This is a genomic window from Streptomyces sp. NPDC031497 (genome assembly GCF_055580905.1).
On record NZ_JBVIKO010000047.1, the window covers coordinates 26,150 to 41,348 of the forward strand.

General features: G+C 69.0%; 9 protein-coding genes and 1 pseudogene. 7 read left to right on the forward strand and 3 right to left on the reverse strand.

All coding sequences use genetic code 11. The features are described from left to right. Positions 1 to 37: 37 nt before the first annotated feature. Entirely contained in the window at positions 38 to 1,012 is a 975-nt protein-coding gene (locus ACZ5K7_RS47015; RefSeq protein WP_468924601.1) for a helix-turn-helix domain-containing protein, read from the reverse strand. Positions 1,013 to 1,275: 263 nt separating this feature from the next. Between ACZ5K7_RS47015 and ACZ5K7_RS47020 the strand changes: the two genes are divergently transcribed. From ACZ5K7_RS47020 to ACZ5K7_RS47050, 7 genes and pseudogenes are all read left to right on the forward strand, one after another. Further along, positions 1,276 to 5,253, forward strand: a complete 3,978-nt coding sequence (locus ACZ5K7_RS47020; protein ID WP_468924604.1) for a S8 family serine peptidase — start codon at positions 1,276 to 1,278, stop codon at positions 5,251 to 5,253. A 765-nt stretch (positions 5,254 to 6,018) separates the two neighbouring features. Next, positions 6,019 to 6,513, forward strand: a complete 495-nt coding sequence (locus ACZ5K7_RS47025) for a MarR family winged helix-turn-helix transcriptional regulator (protein WP_468924619.1) — start codon at positions 6,019 to 6,021, stop codon at positions 6,511 to 6,513. An 86-nt stretch (positions 6,514 to 6,599) separates the two neighbouring features. Next, a pseudogene (locus ACZ5K7_RS47030) lies at positions 6,600 to 8,150 on the forward strand (MDR family MFS transporter); the annotation flags it as partial. Positions 8,151 to 8,455: 305 nt separating this feature from the next. Then, on the forward strand, positions 8,456 to 10,999 hold the full coding sequence (locus tag ACZ5K7_RS47035; RefSeq protein ID WP_468924607.1) for a sensor histidine kinase: 2,544 nt from the start codon (positions 8,456 to 8,458) through the stop codon (positions 10,997 to 10,999). A gap of 82 nt (positions 11,000 to 11,081) precedes the next feature. Continuing rightward, positions 11,082 to 11,519 carry a roadblock/LC7 domain-containing protein gene (locus ACZ5K7_RS47040; protein WP_468924609.1) on the forward strand — a complete coding sequence of 146 codons (438 nt, stop codon included), beginning with the start codon at positions 11,082 to 11,084 and terminating at the stop codon, positions 11,517 to 11,519. Continuing rightward, the gene (locus ACZ5K7_RS47045) at positions 11,516 to 11,884 is read left to right on the forward strand and encodes a DUF742 domain-containing protein (RefSeq protein ID WP_468924611.1); all 369 of its coding nucleotides are present in this window, start codon (positions 11,516 to 11,518) and stop codon (positions 11,882 to 11,884) included. Before ACZ5K7_RS47040 ends, ACZ5K7_RS47045 begins: the two co-directional genes overlap by 4 nt. A gap of 34 nt (positions 11,885 to 11,918) precedes the next feature. After that, complete coding sequence (locus ACZ5K7_RS47050; protein WP_468924613.1) at positions 11,919 to 12,524, forward strand: GTP-binding protein; 606 nt, start codon at positions 11,919 to 11,921, stop codon at positions 12,522 to 12,524. An 84-nt stretch (positions 12,525 to 12,608) separates the two neighbouring features. Here ACZ5K7_RS47050 and ACZ5K7_RS47055 read toward each other — a convergent pair whose 3' ends face one another. Together ACZ5K7_RS47055 and ACZ5K7_RS47060 are read right to left on the reverse strand one after the other, a co-directional pair. Next, entirely contained in the window at positions 12,609 to 13,658 is a 1,050-nt protein-coding gene (locus ACZ5K7_RS47055) for an esterase-like activity of phytase family protein (protein ID WP_468924615.1), read from the reverse strand. 263 nt (positions 13,659 to 13,921) lie between these two features. After that, a partial coding sequence (locus ACZ5K7_RS47060; protein WP_468924617.1) for a glycoside hydrolase family 38 C-terminal domain-containing protein occupies positions 13,922 to 15,199 on the reverse strand: 1,278 nt, incomplete at its 5' end.

Here is a 15,199-nt window from a genome sequence, read left to right on the forward strand (position 1 = left end):
TTGGGAGCTTCACGGCGCCCGGTGACGCTCGGCGGGTTCACGTGAGCCAGCCTCGCCGGACTGCCTGTACCGCCGTCTGGAACCTGGTGGAGGCACCCAGTTCGGTCATCAGGCGATGGATACGGCGCTGGGTCGTCCGCGGGCTCCAGCCCTGTGTGCGGGCGATCACCGCGTCCGTGCAGCCCGAGGCGAGCAGTCCGATCAGGGCAAGGGTGTCGGGGTCGGGACCGTCGGCACGGGTGTCCCGCGAACCGGCGTCCACGGGTGCCGCATGGATCCATTCGGCCTCGAAGAGCGATTCGAGTGAGGTCAGTATCGGGGAGCGGTGTACCAGGTAGGCCGCGGACGTGCCGCCGGGCGCGAGACTGAAAGGGATGATCGCCGTTTGGTCATCGGCGAGCACCAGTTTCAGCGGCAGTTCAGGGCGTACCCGAGCCTGCTCACCGGCCCGCACGCTGGGGAGGATGTCGTTCTGAAGGCGGCCAGGCCAGGCCATCGCGGCCTGCGTGTAGATGACACGGTGCACGACACCGCCGCGCTGACGCCGGCGCTGGTCCTCCAGCCGGCTGCCGGGGCGGTCGACGTAGGGGGGACGGTCGAAGGCGCGGACCAGGCGGCGGGCGCCTTGCGTCAGCCGTTGTACCGCCGCGCTGATGTTCTCGCGTCCTCTCAGCAGTTCGACGGCTATGTCCGGGTCGCCGATGCGGATGGCCTTCCGGTGTCTGTCGGCCAGTTGCCCGACCAGTGAACGGGCCGCGTCGAGTTGCCGCTGGTGTTCGTGGAGGAGATCGGCGACCGCGATATCGGGGGCGGCCGCGGTGTAGCGAGGGGGCCGGTCTGCTGTCTTTGCCGCCAGTCCGCGTCGTACCAGAACGGACAGGGCTCGTCCGGCCGCGCTCGCAGTAGTCCCCAGTTCTTGCGCGATCTGTGCCCCGGTGCTGCGCGGCAGGTCGACCAGCGCCGTGTACACGGTCTGTGTTTCCTGGTCGAGTCCGATGACGTCAAGTTCCATGTCCGCTCCGGTCGTCGCGTGGCCGGTCGTCGCCACCTGGCGTGAACCGGCCACCTCGGCGTGCTTGCGCCGAGTCCACTCTCGTTGGCATTTTCGCTCTGGTGAAGGGATGCCGTCCTCGGCGATGACGCGCGGACGCAGGTCCCTGTCGTGCGTCAGAACGCCTGATTTCACCAGAAAGTGCCGCCATGCCGCCTGTAATACCCCCGGCGCGTAGGTTCGTCCGGGCTTTTACCGCAATTGTGCTCGCCTGGGCCGGTGCCATGACGGCAGTGCCCGCGAGCGCCGCGCAGCCGACCGGCTCCCAGTCCGTGGACAGCACTGCCGTCGGCCGGGCCACGTTCGCCCTGGACCAGACACCTGTCACCGACTTGGGCTCCACCTCCACCCGCCTCCCGCGGCAGCGCGAAGGCGCCGTACCGGGCCAGGTCCTGGTCACCCTGGCGAACGACACCTCGGTCACGGGCGCCCGTGTGCCGGGCACCCGGGTGGCCGCCCGGACACCGCACACCAGCAGCGCCGCCGTCAACGTCGCGCTGCACAACGTCGGCGCGCGTTCCCTGCGTCCGCTGTCCGCCGGCGGGGACCCCGCCGGTCCGGCACACATGTATCTGCTGTCCACCGACCGGCACGACTCCGACGCCGTCGCCCGCGCTCTGCGCGGCACGTCCGGCATCGCCGACGCCGAACCCAACCGCTACGTCAACACGTTCACCGCGGGGGCTCAGCCGCTGCCGCAGGCCACGTTCCGTGCCTTCCCCAGCGGTTCCGGTGCTGCGGCTGCGGCGGGCGAGCGGACGGACGCGTCGACCGCTGATGGGCTGCCCACCAACGACACGCTCACGACATCGGCCCAGTCCTTCCTCAACGCCGGCGGTGTGGACGCCGTCGGCGCCTATGCACTCATGGGCCGGCACGGACAGCAGCCCGGCGCCGGTGAGATCATCACCAACGTCTCGATCGGAGACCTCACCGACCAGTCCATGGCCGACGCCGGAGACTCCTACGTGGCGTCCAACGGCCCGACGACCGTCCTCAAGAACGGCCACCGCTATCTGGACCTGCCGTCGATGCCCCTGATCCCCACGTACGTCGCGAAGGACGGCGGCGGCCTGGACGACAGCGCCTCGACCGAGAACCAGGATCCGACTCTCGACGAAGTGCTGCTGGACTTCAGCGTGATGGCACCCCTTCCGCACGACCGGCAGCGGCCGGAGGCGGCCGGCAGTGGCTACACGGACCTGCTGGGCATCGCCCCCGGCGCGCGGTACCGCCTGGTCGTCCCGGAGCAGCCCACCACCGACCGCATCGCGGGCGCCTTGCTCGCCGCCGCCCACCAGTCGCCCAAGCCCGATGTCATCACCGCAAGCCTGGGCTTCGGCACGGACGCGGACGGCTTCCCCGGACGCTACCTGGAGGACGACCCCGCCATCCGCGCCGTCATCACCTCGATCGTCCACGACGACGGCATCGTGGTGTCCGTCTCCTCCAACGACGGCACCCGCCTGTTCACCCCCGCTTCCGTGGGGCCCGACGGAGGCAGCACCCCCACCGACCGCGTGACGGACAGCCGTTCGGCTACCACCATCGACGACGACGCGGAATCCACCACCCCCACCCGCGTGCCGGACAGCGGCGCGATAGCGGCCGGCGGTACCACCCTGGACGACACCCTGGCCTCCGGAGCATCGGGCGACGCGACCACCGCCGAGACCCGGATCAGCGGCTTCGGCACCTTCTCCGCCGGCTTCGGCAGCCGGGTCGACCTATCCGCGCCCAGCGACAACATCCTCGCTCTCTCCCACCGCACGGGTGGCACGGCGACGGACGTCGACGTGGTGCTCAACGGCGGGACGTCCGCCTCCGCACCGGAGATCGCCGCCGCCGCGGCCGTCGTACTGCAGGCCGGGCACATCGGCAACCACCGTCTGACACCCCAGCAGGTCCGCGCCATCCTCACCCGCACCGGACGCCCCGTCTCCACACCGCCCCAGATCGACCGCACCCTGCACATAGGCCCCCAGATCGACGTCACGGCCGCGGCCGAGGAGGCGCTCGGCACGTCCACGGCCTCTCCGTCGCTGCTCCGCCTCTCCGTCTCGCACCGCGTCACCATCGGCGACCTCGGCGGCCTGTTCCTGGAGACCACCGATCCAGACCGCATCGACCTCGGCGACCGCTCCGCGGGCGGTACCGGCGAGGGCCTGACCGGCCCGATCACCTTCGCCGGCGACGTCACCGGCCTCGACCAGCCCGCCCAGTACACCCTCACGGTCGGTTCGACCGTCCTGCGGTCCACGACCCCGGCGATACGGCTCACCCCGGCCCGGCTGCTGGCAGCCGCCGGTCTGCCCCTCACCTCGTCCACGGACCGGCAGGTCAAGGTCACCTACCGGGTACTGACCGGCAGTCACACCCGTGCGAGTGCCACCCGGACCCTTGTCGTCGGCCCGAGCGACGGCACCTACGCCGAGGCGACCGCCCCCGTGGGGCCCGCCACCGTCGCCGCCGGACACGCTGTCACCGTCTCCTACGACCTCACGGGCGTCACCCCGCTGTCCGATCCCCAGCTGGTCGTCTCGACCGTCGGTCACTGGAACCCCGACCTCGCCCCGCTGTTCACGGCGGGCTGGCACCAGGCGCTAACCGCGTCGAAAGGCACCGTCACCATCCCCGCAGACGCCTTCGCCGCAGGCGGCGGCCTGTACGGCATCGGCATCGTCCAGCAGGGCTTCGGCGGCAATCCGCAGCGTGTCCAGTACGGGGAGTTCCACCCGATCCGGGTGGACGGCGCCACCGCGGCGCAACGCCCGGCCGCACCCGTTCTGACCGCTACGGACGGCACACCACAGCACATGGCGACGGTCTCGCGTGCCGCGTCGCGGTTCACACTGCGGTACGACGTGCGGGGCGTCCCCGGTGCGCGGAACGCCGAAGTCGAGTTCTCCGCTCCGGCGCCGACCCTGCTTGGCACGTACAACACCTTCACCAACGCCAACGGCACCAGGCTGGACGACGACGGAGTGAACGGTCCGTCCGTCCTGCACCGCACCCTGAGCGGTATCTCGGGATCCGTCCGGCTGGACGCCTCGGCGCTCGGCCTCGGCAGCTCCGACTCCTACAACGTCCGTGTGCTGGCACTCGGCCGCGACGGCAGGGTCATCGGCCAGGCGTCGCCACTGTCCACCCTCGCCTTCGACGACGGGCCGGCCCCGGGCGACGCCTCCGTGACGGGATTTGCCGCGGCCGGCGCACATTCCGTGGCCTCCCTGGCGTTGCCCGGAGGCGGCTCGGAGGTCCGTCACTACACGACGGTCACCGGCAAGTACGGCAACGCCATCACCGCCGACTCCGCCGCCGGTTCCTCCTACGACGTTGTCGGCGCCAGCTCCGACCGAGTCCTGCTGCTGCACCGCACCGCGGGCGACGAGACACGCGTGGAGACCTGGAACACCGAGAAGGACTCACTCCTCGGATCCACCGTCCTGCAGGCTGACCGCTACACCTACGTCACCGGCCGGGTGGACGAGGTCCGTGACCGGGGCGCCCTGCTCGTCCACGACAGCGACGGCGCCGACCTGGTGCTCCCCGTCTCGCTCGACCGGGGCACGGTCGGTGAGCCGGTCGCGGCCGACCCGGACCCTGCCGCGCCGGGCGGATACGACCTCCTCACCGTGGACACGTCGACCGGCCGTATGTTCCTCGGAACGGAGGCTGGTCCCTTCAACTGCCTGGGTTCGAGCACTCCTGCCGCTGTCGACCTGACGGCCGGTACCGTGACCGCGCTGGCCGGCTCCTCACGTTGCAGTCACGGCATCGCCTCGGACGGCGCGGGCACGCTGTACAACCTGTCGGCCACCGTGATCAGCGTCAACGCCGTACCGACAAGTGTGCTCAGCCCGCTGGACGAGTCCGGTGCCACGGCCGGAGACACCGTCAACGTCCGCCTGGGCAAGGCCTCCGCCCTTGCGGTGGACGGCAAACACAAGGTCGCCGTCGTCTCCTTCCCGACACCTGCGGGAACGGCGTACTTCGGTGCCGGCATGTGGGTGCCGGACAACAACGGCACCGGCCAGCTCGCCGTGGTCGACCTCGTCACCGGACAGGTCATCCGCACCCTGACCGGTTTCTCCCCCGGTGACCATGGCGGTGCGGAGAACGCCCTCCAGCTCGATCCGCGCACACGGACGGGCTGGACGTATGGGGCTGGCGACCGCGAGATCCAGCAGTTCACCTATTGACGGCGGGCATGCCTGGGGGCAGCGGTTCGTGCAGGCGTTGGTGTGGCCGCATAGTCCTACGCTTGAACCTCTACTCCAGGCGCCGCCTGATCCTGCAAGATCTCACGTGTGACCAATAGGCAACCCAGGATGCAGGATACCGATCGGCACAATTGATCTCACCCCTCTGTTGCTGTCAAGTCGCGCTCGGCAATCGACAGCTGGCGTGTTGGCGCGAGGGCGGTCCAAGTCGGCGCGGCCAAGAACAACTGTCTGGCCGAGCTGGCTCGGAAGTGGGACGGGAATTCGGCCTGTAAGACCGTGACGACCAAGGGCGTGCTGACCCTGCTGCTGCCACGCAGCCTGACTGAGTTCCGCTCGGTGCAAGGACCGCTGCCGCCCCGGGACATGAGGCCGCTGGCTCCGTTCGCGGCTCGGACGGGACGCGCAGTCTGGGCCCACAGCGGTGCGGTGGGAATTCGTCCGGCCCCCGACGGACGTGCCCTGCTGATCACGGAGGGGGACGGTGGTGAGGATGTGCCCGAGGGGCGATGGGTGCGCATCCTGCCCGGCGACCTGGCCCCCACTCCCTGACGAAACCGTCCCGACCGGGTCAGATGACTGATGCCCGCGGAGCCGTGGGCAGGGATCCTGATACATGCGGGCCATTGCACACACATGTCACGGCCGACGGTGAAACGGGTATCCCAGGGTCCGGCTTTACTTGCCTCCAGCAACCAAGTAGACATATGTTTTCCTCAAGTAATGAGAGTGGGACGTGTGAACGTGGCGGAGCGGGCGCCATACGAGGAACTGATGCGTCAGCTCAGTGCCGTCGCGGTCGTACGCCGGGAACTGGAGCGTGTGCTGGCGCCCGAGTGCCCGGCCGGTTCTGTCGTCGTACTCACCCTTATCGACCGCCATGGCGAGACACGGATGAGCGGCCTCGCCGAACTCATGGCCGTGGACATCTCGGTGACGAGCCGCCATGTCGCGCACGCCGCCGCCCGCGGCTGGATCGAGCGCTCCGCCGATCCCGCCGACAGGCGCTCGCGGATCCTGCGGCTGACGCCCGCGGGCCAGGAGAAGCTCGGCGAACTGTCGGGGCGGACGGCAGACCTGCTCGCCGAGCGGCTGAGTCACTGGACCGACGACGAGGTCGGGCAGCTGATCCGGCTGATGACACGACTGCGTGCCGACTTCGGCAGCGGCCGGCCCACCCCTGTCCGTTATCCCGCCCCCATCGCCGACGAGCCCACGCGTAAGTTCCCGGAAGCGTAAGAAGAGGAAGCCCCATGGCAACGACCACACCAGATGATGCACGGGCTCACGCCGGACGGGGAGAAGAGCCCTCCGGTGCGGCTCCGATGACGCACCGGCAGATCATGGAGGCTCTCACCGGCCTCCTGCTCGGCATGTTCGTGGCGATTCTGTCGTCCACGATCGTCACCAACGCCCTGCCGCACATCATCACCGACCTGGGCGGCGGCCAGTCCGCCTACACCTGGGTCGTCACCGCCGCGCTGCTGTCGATGACCGCGGCCACGCCCCTGTGGGGCAAGCTTGCCGACCTGTACAGCAAGAAGGCGCTCGTCCAGATAGCCCTGGTCATCTATGTCCTGGGTTCGATGGTGGCCGGTCTGTCGCAGAACGCTGGCATGCTGATCGCTTGCCGTGTCGTCCAGGGCGTCGGTGTCGGCGGTCTGTCCGCGCTCGCCCAGATCGTCATGGCCGCGATGATCTCGCCGCGTGAGCGGGGCCGTTACTCCGGCTACCTCGGCGCGACCTTCGCCGTCGCCACCGTCGGCGGCCCGCTGCTCGGCGGTGTCATCACCGACACCTCGTGGCTGGGCTGGCGCTGGTGCTTCTACGTCGGCGTCCCCTTCGCCGTCATCGCGCTGATCGTGCTGCAGAAGACCCTGCACCTGCCGGTCGTGAAGCGGGACGTCAAGGTCGACTGGTCCGGCGCGACCGCCATCGCCGCCGCCGTCTCCCTGCTGCTGATCTGGGTCACCTTCGCCGGTGACAAGTACGACTGGATCTCCTGGCAGACGTACGCCATGACCGGCGGTTCGATTCTGCTGGGACTGCTCTTCGTGCTCATCGAGTCCAAGGCGAGCGAGCCGATCATCCCGCTGCGGCTGTTCCGCAACCGCACCATCACCCTGGCCTCCTTGGCCTCCCTGTTCGTCGGTATCGCGATGTTCACCGGCACGGTCTTCTTCAGCCAGTACTTCCAGCTGGCCCGCGACAAGTCCCCGACGATGTCCGGCGTGCTGACGATCCCGATGATCGGCGGTCTGTTCGTCTCCTCCACCGTCTCCGGGCAGTTCATCACCCGCACCGGCCGCTGGAAGGCCTGGCTGGTCAGCGGTGGCGTGCTCGTGACGGCCGGCCTCGGCCTGCTCGGGACCATCCGGTACGACACGGCGTACTGGAAGATGGCCATCTTCATGGCGCTGCTGGGTCTCGGCATCGGCATGATGATGCAGAACCTGGTGCTGTGCACGCAGAACCAGGTCGATCCCTCCGACCTCGGGTCGGCCAGCTCCACGGTCACCTTCTTCCGTTCCCTCGGTGGTGCGGTCGGCGTCTCCGCGCTGGGCGCGGTGATGGCCCACCGGATCACGCACTACGTGACGGAGGGCGCCGCCGCCCTCGACCCCAAGTCCCGGGCCGCGCTGGCCGGTTCCGGTGCCTCCACCGACAGCATCCCGGACCTGGGCAAGCTGCCGGCCCCGCTGCGCACCCTCATGGAGAGCGCGTACGGCCACGGCATCGCCGACGTCTTCCTGATCGCCGGGGGCCTCGCGGCCGTCGCGTTCCTGATCACCCTGTTCATCAAGGAGGTCCCGCTGAACACCAAGGGCGGCCTGGTGCAGGCGGCGGAATCCGCCGCGGCGTCCGCTGCTCCAGCCGACCAATAGACGGACGGTAGCCGAGTCCGCGCCCGGCCTTACACACGTGTGCGGAGAGCGAGGCACTGCCACACGTCAGATGTTCTCCGGGCTAGCACACTCAAGCCGACACCCTGACGTCATTCGATCTTGACATGTAGTACGGTTTGTGGGAACACTGCGCATATTCACTTCTGCTGAGGTAGCCGATCGGCACCTCGTCCCAACGACCTTGACGGTGGGTCCGGATGTTTCCGGCACAGATGCCGACAGATGGCTTCCTCACCAGCGGGCGACCCACTGTTCAGCGGAGATAGCAGTCACGCATGAGACACCCTGGCTGGTCCCTTCGCAGCAAGATAACCGCACTGCTGCTGCTGCCGCTCCTGTCCCTGTCGGCGTTGTGGACCTACGCCGCGTACTTGTCGCTGGACAACGCCCTGACGCTGGTGCATGTGGACACCATCGGCAGCAACCTGGCACATCCCCTGGGGCAGGTGTTCATCAGCCTTCAGACCGAACGCCGGGCGAGTCTGGTGGCGATGGTGTCGCCGGGCCAGGGCGACGCGAAGGTGCGATCGTCCCTGGAGCGCGCCCGCGCGGATACGGACGACGCCGTCGCTGATTTTGCCGAGAGGGCCTCCCGCCAAAAGGTGCGCGACAGCGCGAGCCCGCAGGTCAATCAGGACGTCGCCACGGCACGCGAGGCCATGGACGGCCTGCGGGGGCTGCGGCGTGACATCGACGGGCATCGTGTTGACACCCAGCACACCCTTGACGCGTACACGGGCATGAATTCGGCGATCTCTGAGGCGTTCGAGGCCATGACGGTGCTGCCTGACACGAAGGCGCAGCGCTTCGGCAACAGCCTGTACACCCAGACCCTGGGCAGCGATTTCCTGTCCCAGGAGGACGCGTTGATCTCGGCTGCCGCGGCCTCGGGCCGGATGACGCGTGAGTCCTACGCGCTGCTCGTCCAGGACATCGGGGCGTCCCGGCGTCTGACCGAACTTTCGATGCGGGGACTACCGAAGGAGCAGCGCGAGGAGTTCGAGAAGTTCGCCCAGCCGGGCCAGCCGCTGCGTGAGGTCATGGCGATGGAGGAGCAGCTGGTCCAGGCCGGCCCTGGGGCCGGCAAGCTGCCCTTCCCCGTATCCCGCTGGCGGAAGGCGTACGACGCACAGTGGGCGGGCACGAACAAGCTGGCACTCGGCGATATCGATGTTGTTTTCGAGCTGACGGGCCCCCCGGCCAGACGAGCCCTGTGGGAACTCGGCCTGTCCGGCGCGCTCGGGCTGATTGCCCTGGCGGCCTCTCTGGTGATGTCGGTGCGCGTCGGACGCTCGCTGGTCGGTGACGTGTCCCGGCTGCGGGAGTCGGCGCGCAATCTCACCGAGGACCGGCTCCGCGATGTCGTCGGCCGGCTACGCCGGGGGGAGAAGGTCGATGTCACCTCGGACATGTCCCGGCCGCGCTTCGTGCACAGGGAACTGGCCGAACTCGGCGATGCCTTCTTCGCGCTCCAGACCACGGCCGTCGAACTTGCCGACGAGGACGTCCGGCTGCACCGTCGCGTCAGCGAGGTGTTCGTGAACCTCGCCCGCCGCAGCCAGACGCTCGTCCACCAGCAGCTCGGCCTGCTCGACTCCATGGAGCACCGCGAGGAAGACCCCGACCGGCTGGCGGAGCTGTACCGCCTCGACCAGATTGCCATGCATCTGCGCCGGTATGCGGAGAGCCTCATCACCGTCGCCGGTTCGGTCAACGGCCGTGTCTGGCGCGAATCCGTTCCTGTCGTCGACGTCGTGCGCGGCGCGGTGGCCGAGACCGAGGACTACACGCGGGTGATCGTGCTGCCGGTGCCCTCCGTCCGCATCGGGGGACGTGCCGTCGCAGATGTCGTGCATCTGTTGGCCGAACTCATCGAGAACGCACAGCATTTCTCCCCGGCCGACACACAGGTCCGTGTCAGCGTTGGTACGGGAACCAACGGACTGGTCGTCGAGATCGACGACCGCGGCCTGGGCATGAGCACGGAGGACCTTGACGCCGCCAACGCGCGCATCAAGGAGCCCGTCGACATCAGTGACCTGGACAGTACTCGCCTCGGCCTCGTCACCGTGGGACGGCTGGCCCAGCGGCATCAGATCAGCGTGGCACTGCGGCACTCCCCGTACGGCGGTGTGACCGCCGTCGTCCTGGTCCCGCGCACTCTTTTGGAGGAGGCCGGTCCTGAGACCGGACAACCGGAGCAGGTGCCTTCGCGGTTGGACGGCGCCCCCGTCTGGAATGCCCCAGCGGTTGCCAGGCAGCCGGCGCCGGTGCCCGCCGCCCTTCCCGCCGGGGACAGCTCCGGGCTCATACAGCCGTACGCGATGACGGGCCCCGGCCACTACCCGGAGCCCGTGACGGCCGGTCACGGTGAGTACCCTGTGGTTCATGAGGGCGGTGGTCCTCCGCTGTCCGGCATGGGGGGAGAACCGGCGGAACCCGTCGTCTTGCCGGTCGAAGACCACGCTCGGCCACAGCAGACCGAGTACGTCGACGGACTGCCGCGGCGGGTCCGGCAGGCCAGCCTCGCTCCTCAACTGCAGTCCGGGGACTCACCGTCCAGCGTGCCCGTCTTCGACTGGAGTGGCACTGGGCAGGGAGTACACCCTGCTCCCCACCCGCCGCCCGGCCCGTACCCGGTCGGGACAGCAGTCCTCCCGCAGGCACCCCCCGGCCCTTCGGGGCCCGCCGAAGCCGACTCCACGCGCCCGATCCAGGTCCGCTCACTGATGTCGGCGCTCCAGTCCGGCAGTGCGCGGGGACGGCTCGCACGACAGGACGTCCCGCCCGTGGACCCTCGCTCCGGCGGGCACCTTTGATGCCGCCGCGCTTTCCGGCACACCCTTCCGGCCACAGCACCAGCGACCGGTCTTGCGATACAGATGGGAAGGAATCGATCCGATGACACAGCCGAGCACCACGGAGACTTCAGCACAACTCAGTTGGCTGCTGGACGACTTGGTGCAGCGGGTGCCGGACGTCGGCCATGCGATCGTGCTGTCCGCCGACGGCCTGCTGCTCGCGTCGTCCTGGGCATTGCCTCAGGAGGAGAGCCAGCGACTGTCCGCCGTCGCGAGCGGCTTCCACAGCCTGGCCAAGGGCACGGGCCGCCATTTCGGCGGTGGGGCCGTGCGCCAGACGGTGGTGGAAATGGAGAAGGGATACCTCTTCGTCTGCGCCGCCGGAGACAACGCGTGTCTTGCCGTACTCACCCCTGAGGGAGCCGACATCGGCAACGTTGCCTATGAGATGGCGCGGCTCGTGATCCGAGTGGGACAGCATCTTTCCGTTGCCCACCGCGGCGGCGGGCAACGGCCTGACGAGCGTCTGGCGATATGACCGAGGACGACTGGTCCGACGACGGGGCCGTCGCGCTCGTGCGGCCCTACGCGCTGGTGCGGGGCCGCACGCATGTCCGTCACGATGTCTTCGACTTGGTGACGTTCGTGATGAGCATGGTCGCCTCGGTACAGCAGTGGCACGATGTCGAACCCGAGCACGAGGCCATGCTCGTGCTGTGCCGGGTTCCTCTGTCGGTCAGTGAACTGACATCCCGTTCGGGGCTGCCGCTCGGAGTCGTCCGTGTACTCCTCGGTGATCTGTTGGACATGGGAGCCATCCGGGTGAGCAAACCGGCACGCCAGGACGGTCGGCTCAGCACCAGCGTCATCAGAGAGGTGCTTGAGGGTCTGCGCGCGCTGTGACCCGTTTTCCAGAGTTGCTCAGAACGGATAGGAAATGATCAGGGAAAAGTCATCGCCAGCCGCCGTGCCGGCGCCGGCGGACGATATGCCGCAGGGTGTCAAGATCCTTGTCGCCGGCGGCTTCGGAACCGGGAAGACGACCGCGGTTGCGGCGATTAGCGAGATCGCTCCGTTTCACACCGAGGAGAACCTGACCCGCTCCAGCATCGGCGTCGACGACACCTCGGGTGTCCACCTGAAATCCGTCACGACCGTCGCGATGGACTTCGGACGCATCACGCTGCACGAAAAACTGAGCGTCTTCCTGTTCGGCACCCCCGGCCAGGACCGCTTCTGGTTCATGTGGGACGACTTGGCCGCGGGCGCTCTGTGCGCGGTCGTGCTTGCCGACACACGCAGGCTGGCCACCTCGTTCCCGGCCATCGACTACTTCGAGCGCCACGCGATTCCCTTTGTGGTCGCGGTGAACACCTTCGAAGGCTCTCGTGTGTACGAGCCGGACACGGTTCGCACCGCACTGGATCTCGATCGAGGCGTCCCGGTGGTCCTGTGTGACGCCCGGCAGCGGGAATCCGTCAAGCAGGTACTCGTGACGGCCGTCGGCCACGCGCTGGCCATCGAGGAATCGGCTATGACCTGAGGACCGCTGGGGGAGTACCGGGAACGGCCTCCCCCAGCGGGCACCGACACCGGGCCTTCAGGGGCCGGCCGGCCCCGAATCGGCTCAGGCGTGGGGCAGGCGCGTGACGAGCCGGTACAGGCGCGTCTTCTGGGTGGCGTTCTGGTTGTCGTCGCTGACCAGCAGGATGCGCAGCCGCCCGTCACGCGTTCGTCCGGTGACGGTCATGCCCTCGATGTTGTCGAGCAGCGGGTTGGGCTGTGGCTGGGCACTCTGGGCACCCAGCGACGGGCACGCGCCGATGTCCGCCAGGAGCGTCTTGTGTGCGAAACGGACTTGTGCCGTGGTGTCGAGCTGCTCCACGTTCCGGACGTCCGAGGCGTGACGTAGGTCCGCGAGCTGGATCCGGACGGTGTTCCCCACACCGGCCGTGAAGCCGCGCTCGAGAATGAGCAGCCTTCCGTCGGGTGTGGCCGTGATGTCGGAGATGTTGAGACCGGCGTCGGCGACGACTGCGTACTGGCCGGAGAGCAGGAAGGGTTCCTTCGGGCCGTCGCGGTGCCAGGTCTGCAGGCGCCGGACGTTGCTGCCGTCTCCTGCCAGCGCACCCTCCATGGACGCCACCAGTGTCCGGCCGTCGGGCAGCAGCGTGAGACCTTCGAAGGTCTGGTTCCGGGTGGCCCGGCCGAGCGGAGCGACCCGGAGGGCGTCCGGCGTGGCCAGCTGACCGAGCGGCTTGCCGGAGCGGTCGAATCGCGTCACGGACGGCTCGATCTCGGACGCCACCAGCCGACTGCCGTCCTGGTCCACCGCGATGGCCTCGGAGTCCAGCGGCTGCCCCTGCGCGTCGGCCAGCGCCTGTACCGACTCCACCTTCCGGCCCCGCGGGTCGAGGGTGAACAGGTGGGACTCGTCGGCGACGGCCAGCAGCCGGTGGTCACGGTCGACGGCCAGTCCCGACAGCTCCGCCACCGGCAGGCCCGCGAAGGTCGTCTTGTCCAGCGCGTCGGAGTAGCTCTCGATGCCGGTCCAGGGGGAGCAGGCATAGGCGCGCGCCGAACTCCCGTACGTGGTGGCGGCGTTGGCGGTGGCGGTGAAGACCGGACAGGACACAGCCGTCAGGGCGGCGGCGAGAGCGAGCGCGCGAAGACGCACGATGACACACTCCTCAGGAGGCGACGGTTGATCGAAGCCGACTCGTCGATGCGTGCGCAGTCTACGCGCATCAACGTGTCTCGTGGGAAGTTATGGCAAGGATGTGTCAGGTGTGTGAACGGCCCTCGTGCGAGCTACGACATGTTGTCGGGCGGGCGACTGCACACGTGGGTGAAGTCGGCGATCAGCCCCGACACATGTGAACATGCTTCCCGGGACGGGGCCGGGCACAGGAAATCCTGGCGGCCCCGCCCCGGGTGTGCTCAGACCCGGCGCAGGCGGAGTGTCACCAGCTCGAACGGGCGCAGCCGGACATCAATGCGTCCGCCGTCCGCTGTCGGCGCGTCCGCCCCGGCCAGCGGCCGCTCCAACAGGTCGGTGACTGTGACGTCGGCGATCTCGAAGCCTGCGGTGAGGGTGGCGCGGGCCCGGCCGCCGTGGGCCTCGTGGAAGCGGACCACCACGTCGCCGCTGCCGTCGTCGGCCAGCTTCACGGCGGTGACGACGATCGCGTCGTCGTCGATCGTGACCAGCGGGGCTACTTCGCCGGCGCCGGTGACGCGGCGCTCAGGCTGGTTGATCCGCCAGCCTTCGCGGACCGCGTCGGCGATGTCCGCGCCCGGTACCAGTGCGTGCCGGAAGCGGTGGACGCCCTGGTCGGTCTCGGGGTCGGGGAAGCGCGGGGCGCGCAGCAGTGACATCCGGAGGCTGGTCGTCGTACCGCCGTCACCCTCGCTGCGGACGGCCCGGGTCACGTCGTGGCCGTACGTCGAGTCGTTGACCACCGCCACGCCCCAGCCGGGTTCCGCGAGGTGGATGAAGCGGTGGTTGCAGGCCTCGAACTTGGCCGCCTCCCATGAGGTGTTGGTGTGGGTGGGGCGGTGGAAGTGCCCGAACTGGGTCTCGGAGGCGTAGCGTTCGGCGTGCACGTCGAGGGGGAAGGCCAGCTTCAGGAACTTCTCGGTCTCGTGCCAGTCGACCTCGGTGTCAATGAGCAGCCGGCGCTCCCCGGGCGGCAGCGACAGTGTCTGGACGGCCTTGGAGGAACCGAAGGACCGGACGACCCGGACCGAGAAGCCGTCCTCGCCGCCGGTGACCGCGTCGGCCGCGGTGAGGTCGGTCACGGAGTTGCGGTAGAACTCGTCGACGTCCCAGGCGTCCCACATGTTGGGGAAGTCGGGGTGGAGTTGGAGCAGGTTGGCGGCCGTGCCCGGGGCGATGCTCTCGCGGTCGGCGCGGATGTCGTAGGCGGAGACGACCAGGCCGTCGCCGTTGATTTCGATCCGCAGCAGCCCGTTGTCCAGCACGAACCCGCCGGCCTCGCGCGCGGTGAGCGCCGTCGTACCGTCGACGGAGGGTGCGGCGGCGGCCCCGGGCAGTACTCCGTGGCGGCTGTGCGGTGCGGCGTTGAACACCAGCTCGGTGGTGCCGTTGCCGGCCAGGGCGCGCTGGGCCGCGTCGATGATCCCGTCGAGTTCGGCGGCGACCCGCTGATAGGTCGCCCGGGCCTCACGGTGCACCCAGGCGATCGACGAACCGGG

Bases quoted from the DNA above. Each gene is read 5' to 3' on its own strand.
- ACZ5K7_RS47015 (WP_468924601.1), bottom strand. From the start codon at position 1,012: ATGGAACTTGACGTCATCGGACTCGACCAGGAAACACAGACCGTGTAC.
- ACZ5K7_RS47020 (WP_468924604.1), top strand. From the start codon at position 1,276: ATGACGGCAGTGCCCGCGAGCGCCGCGCAGCCGACCGGCTCCCAGTCC.
- ACZ5K7_RS47035 (WP_468924607.1), top strand. From the start codon at position 8,456: ATGAGACACCCTGGCTGGTCCCTTCGCAGCAAGATAACCGCACTGCTG.
- ACZ5K7_RS47040 (WP_468924609.1), top strand. From the start codon at position 11,082: ATGACACAGCCGAGCACCACGGAGACTTCAGCACAACTCAGTTGGCTG.
- ACZ5K7_RS47045 (WP_468924611.1), top strand. From the start codon at position 11,516: ATGACCGAGGACGACTGGTCCGACGACGGGGCCGTCGCGCTCGTGCGG.
- ACZ5K7_RS47050 (WP_468924613.1), top strand. From the start codon at position 11,919: ATGATCAGGGAAAAGTCATCGCCAGCCGCCGTGCCGGCGCCGGCGGAC.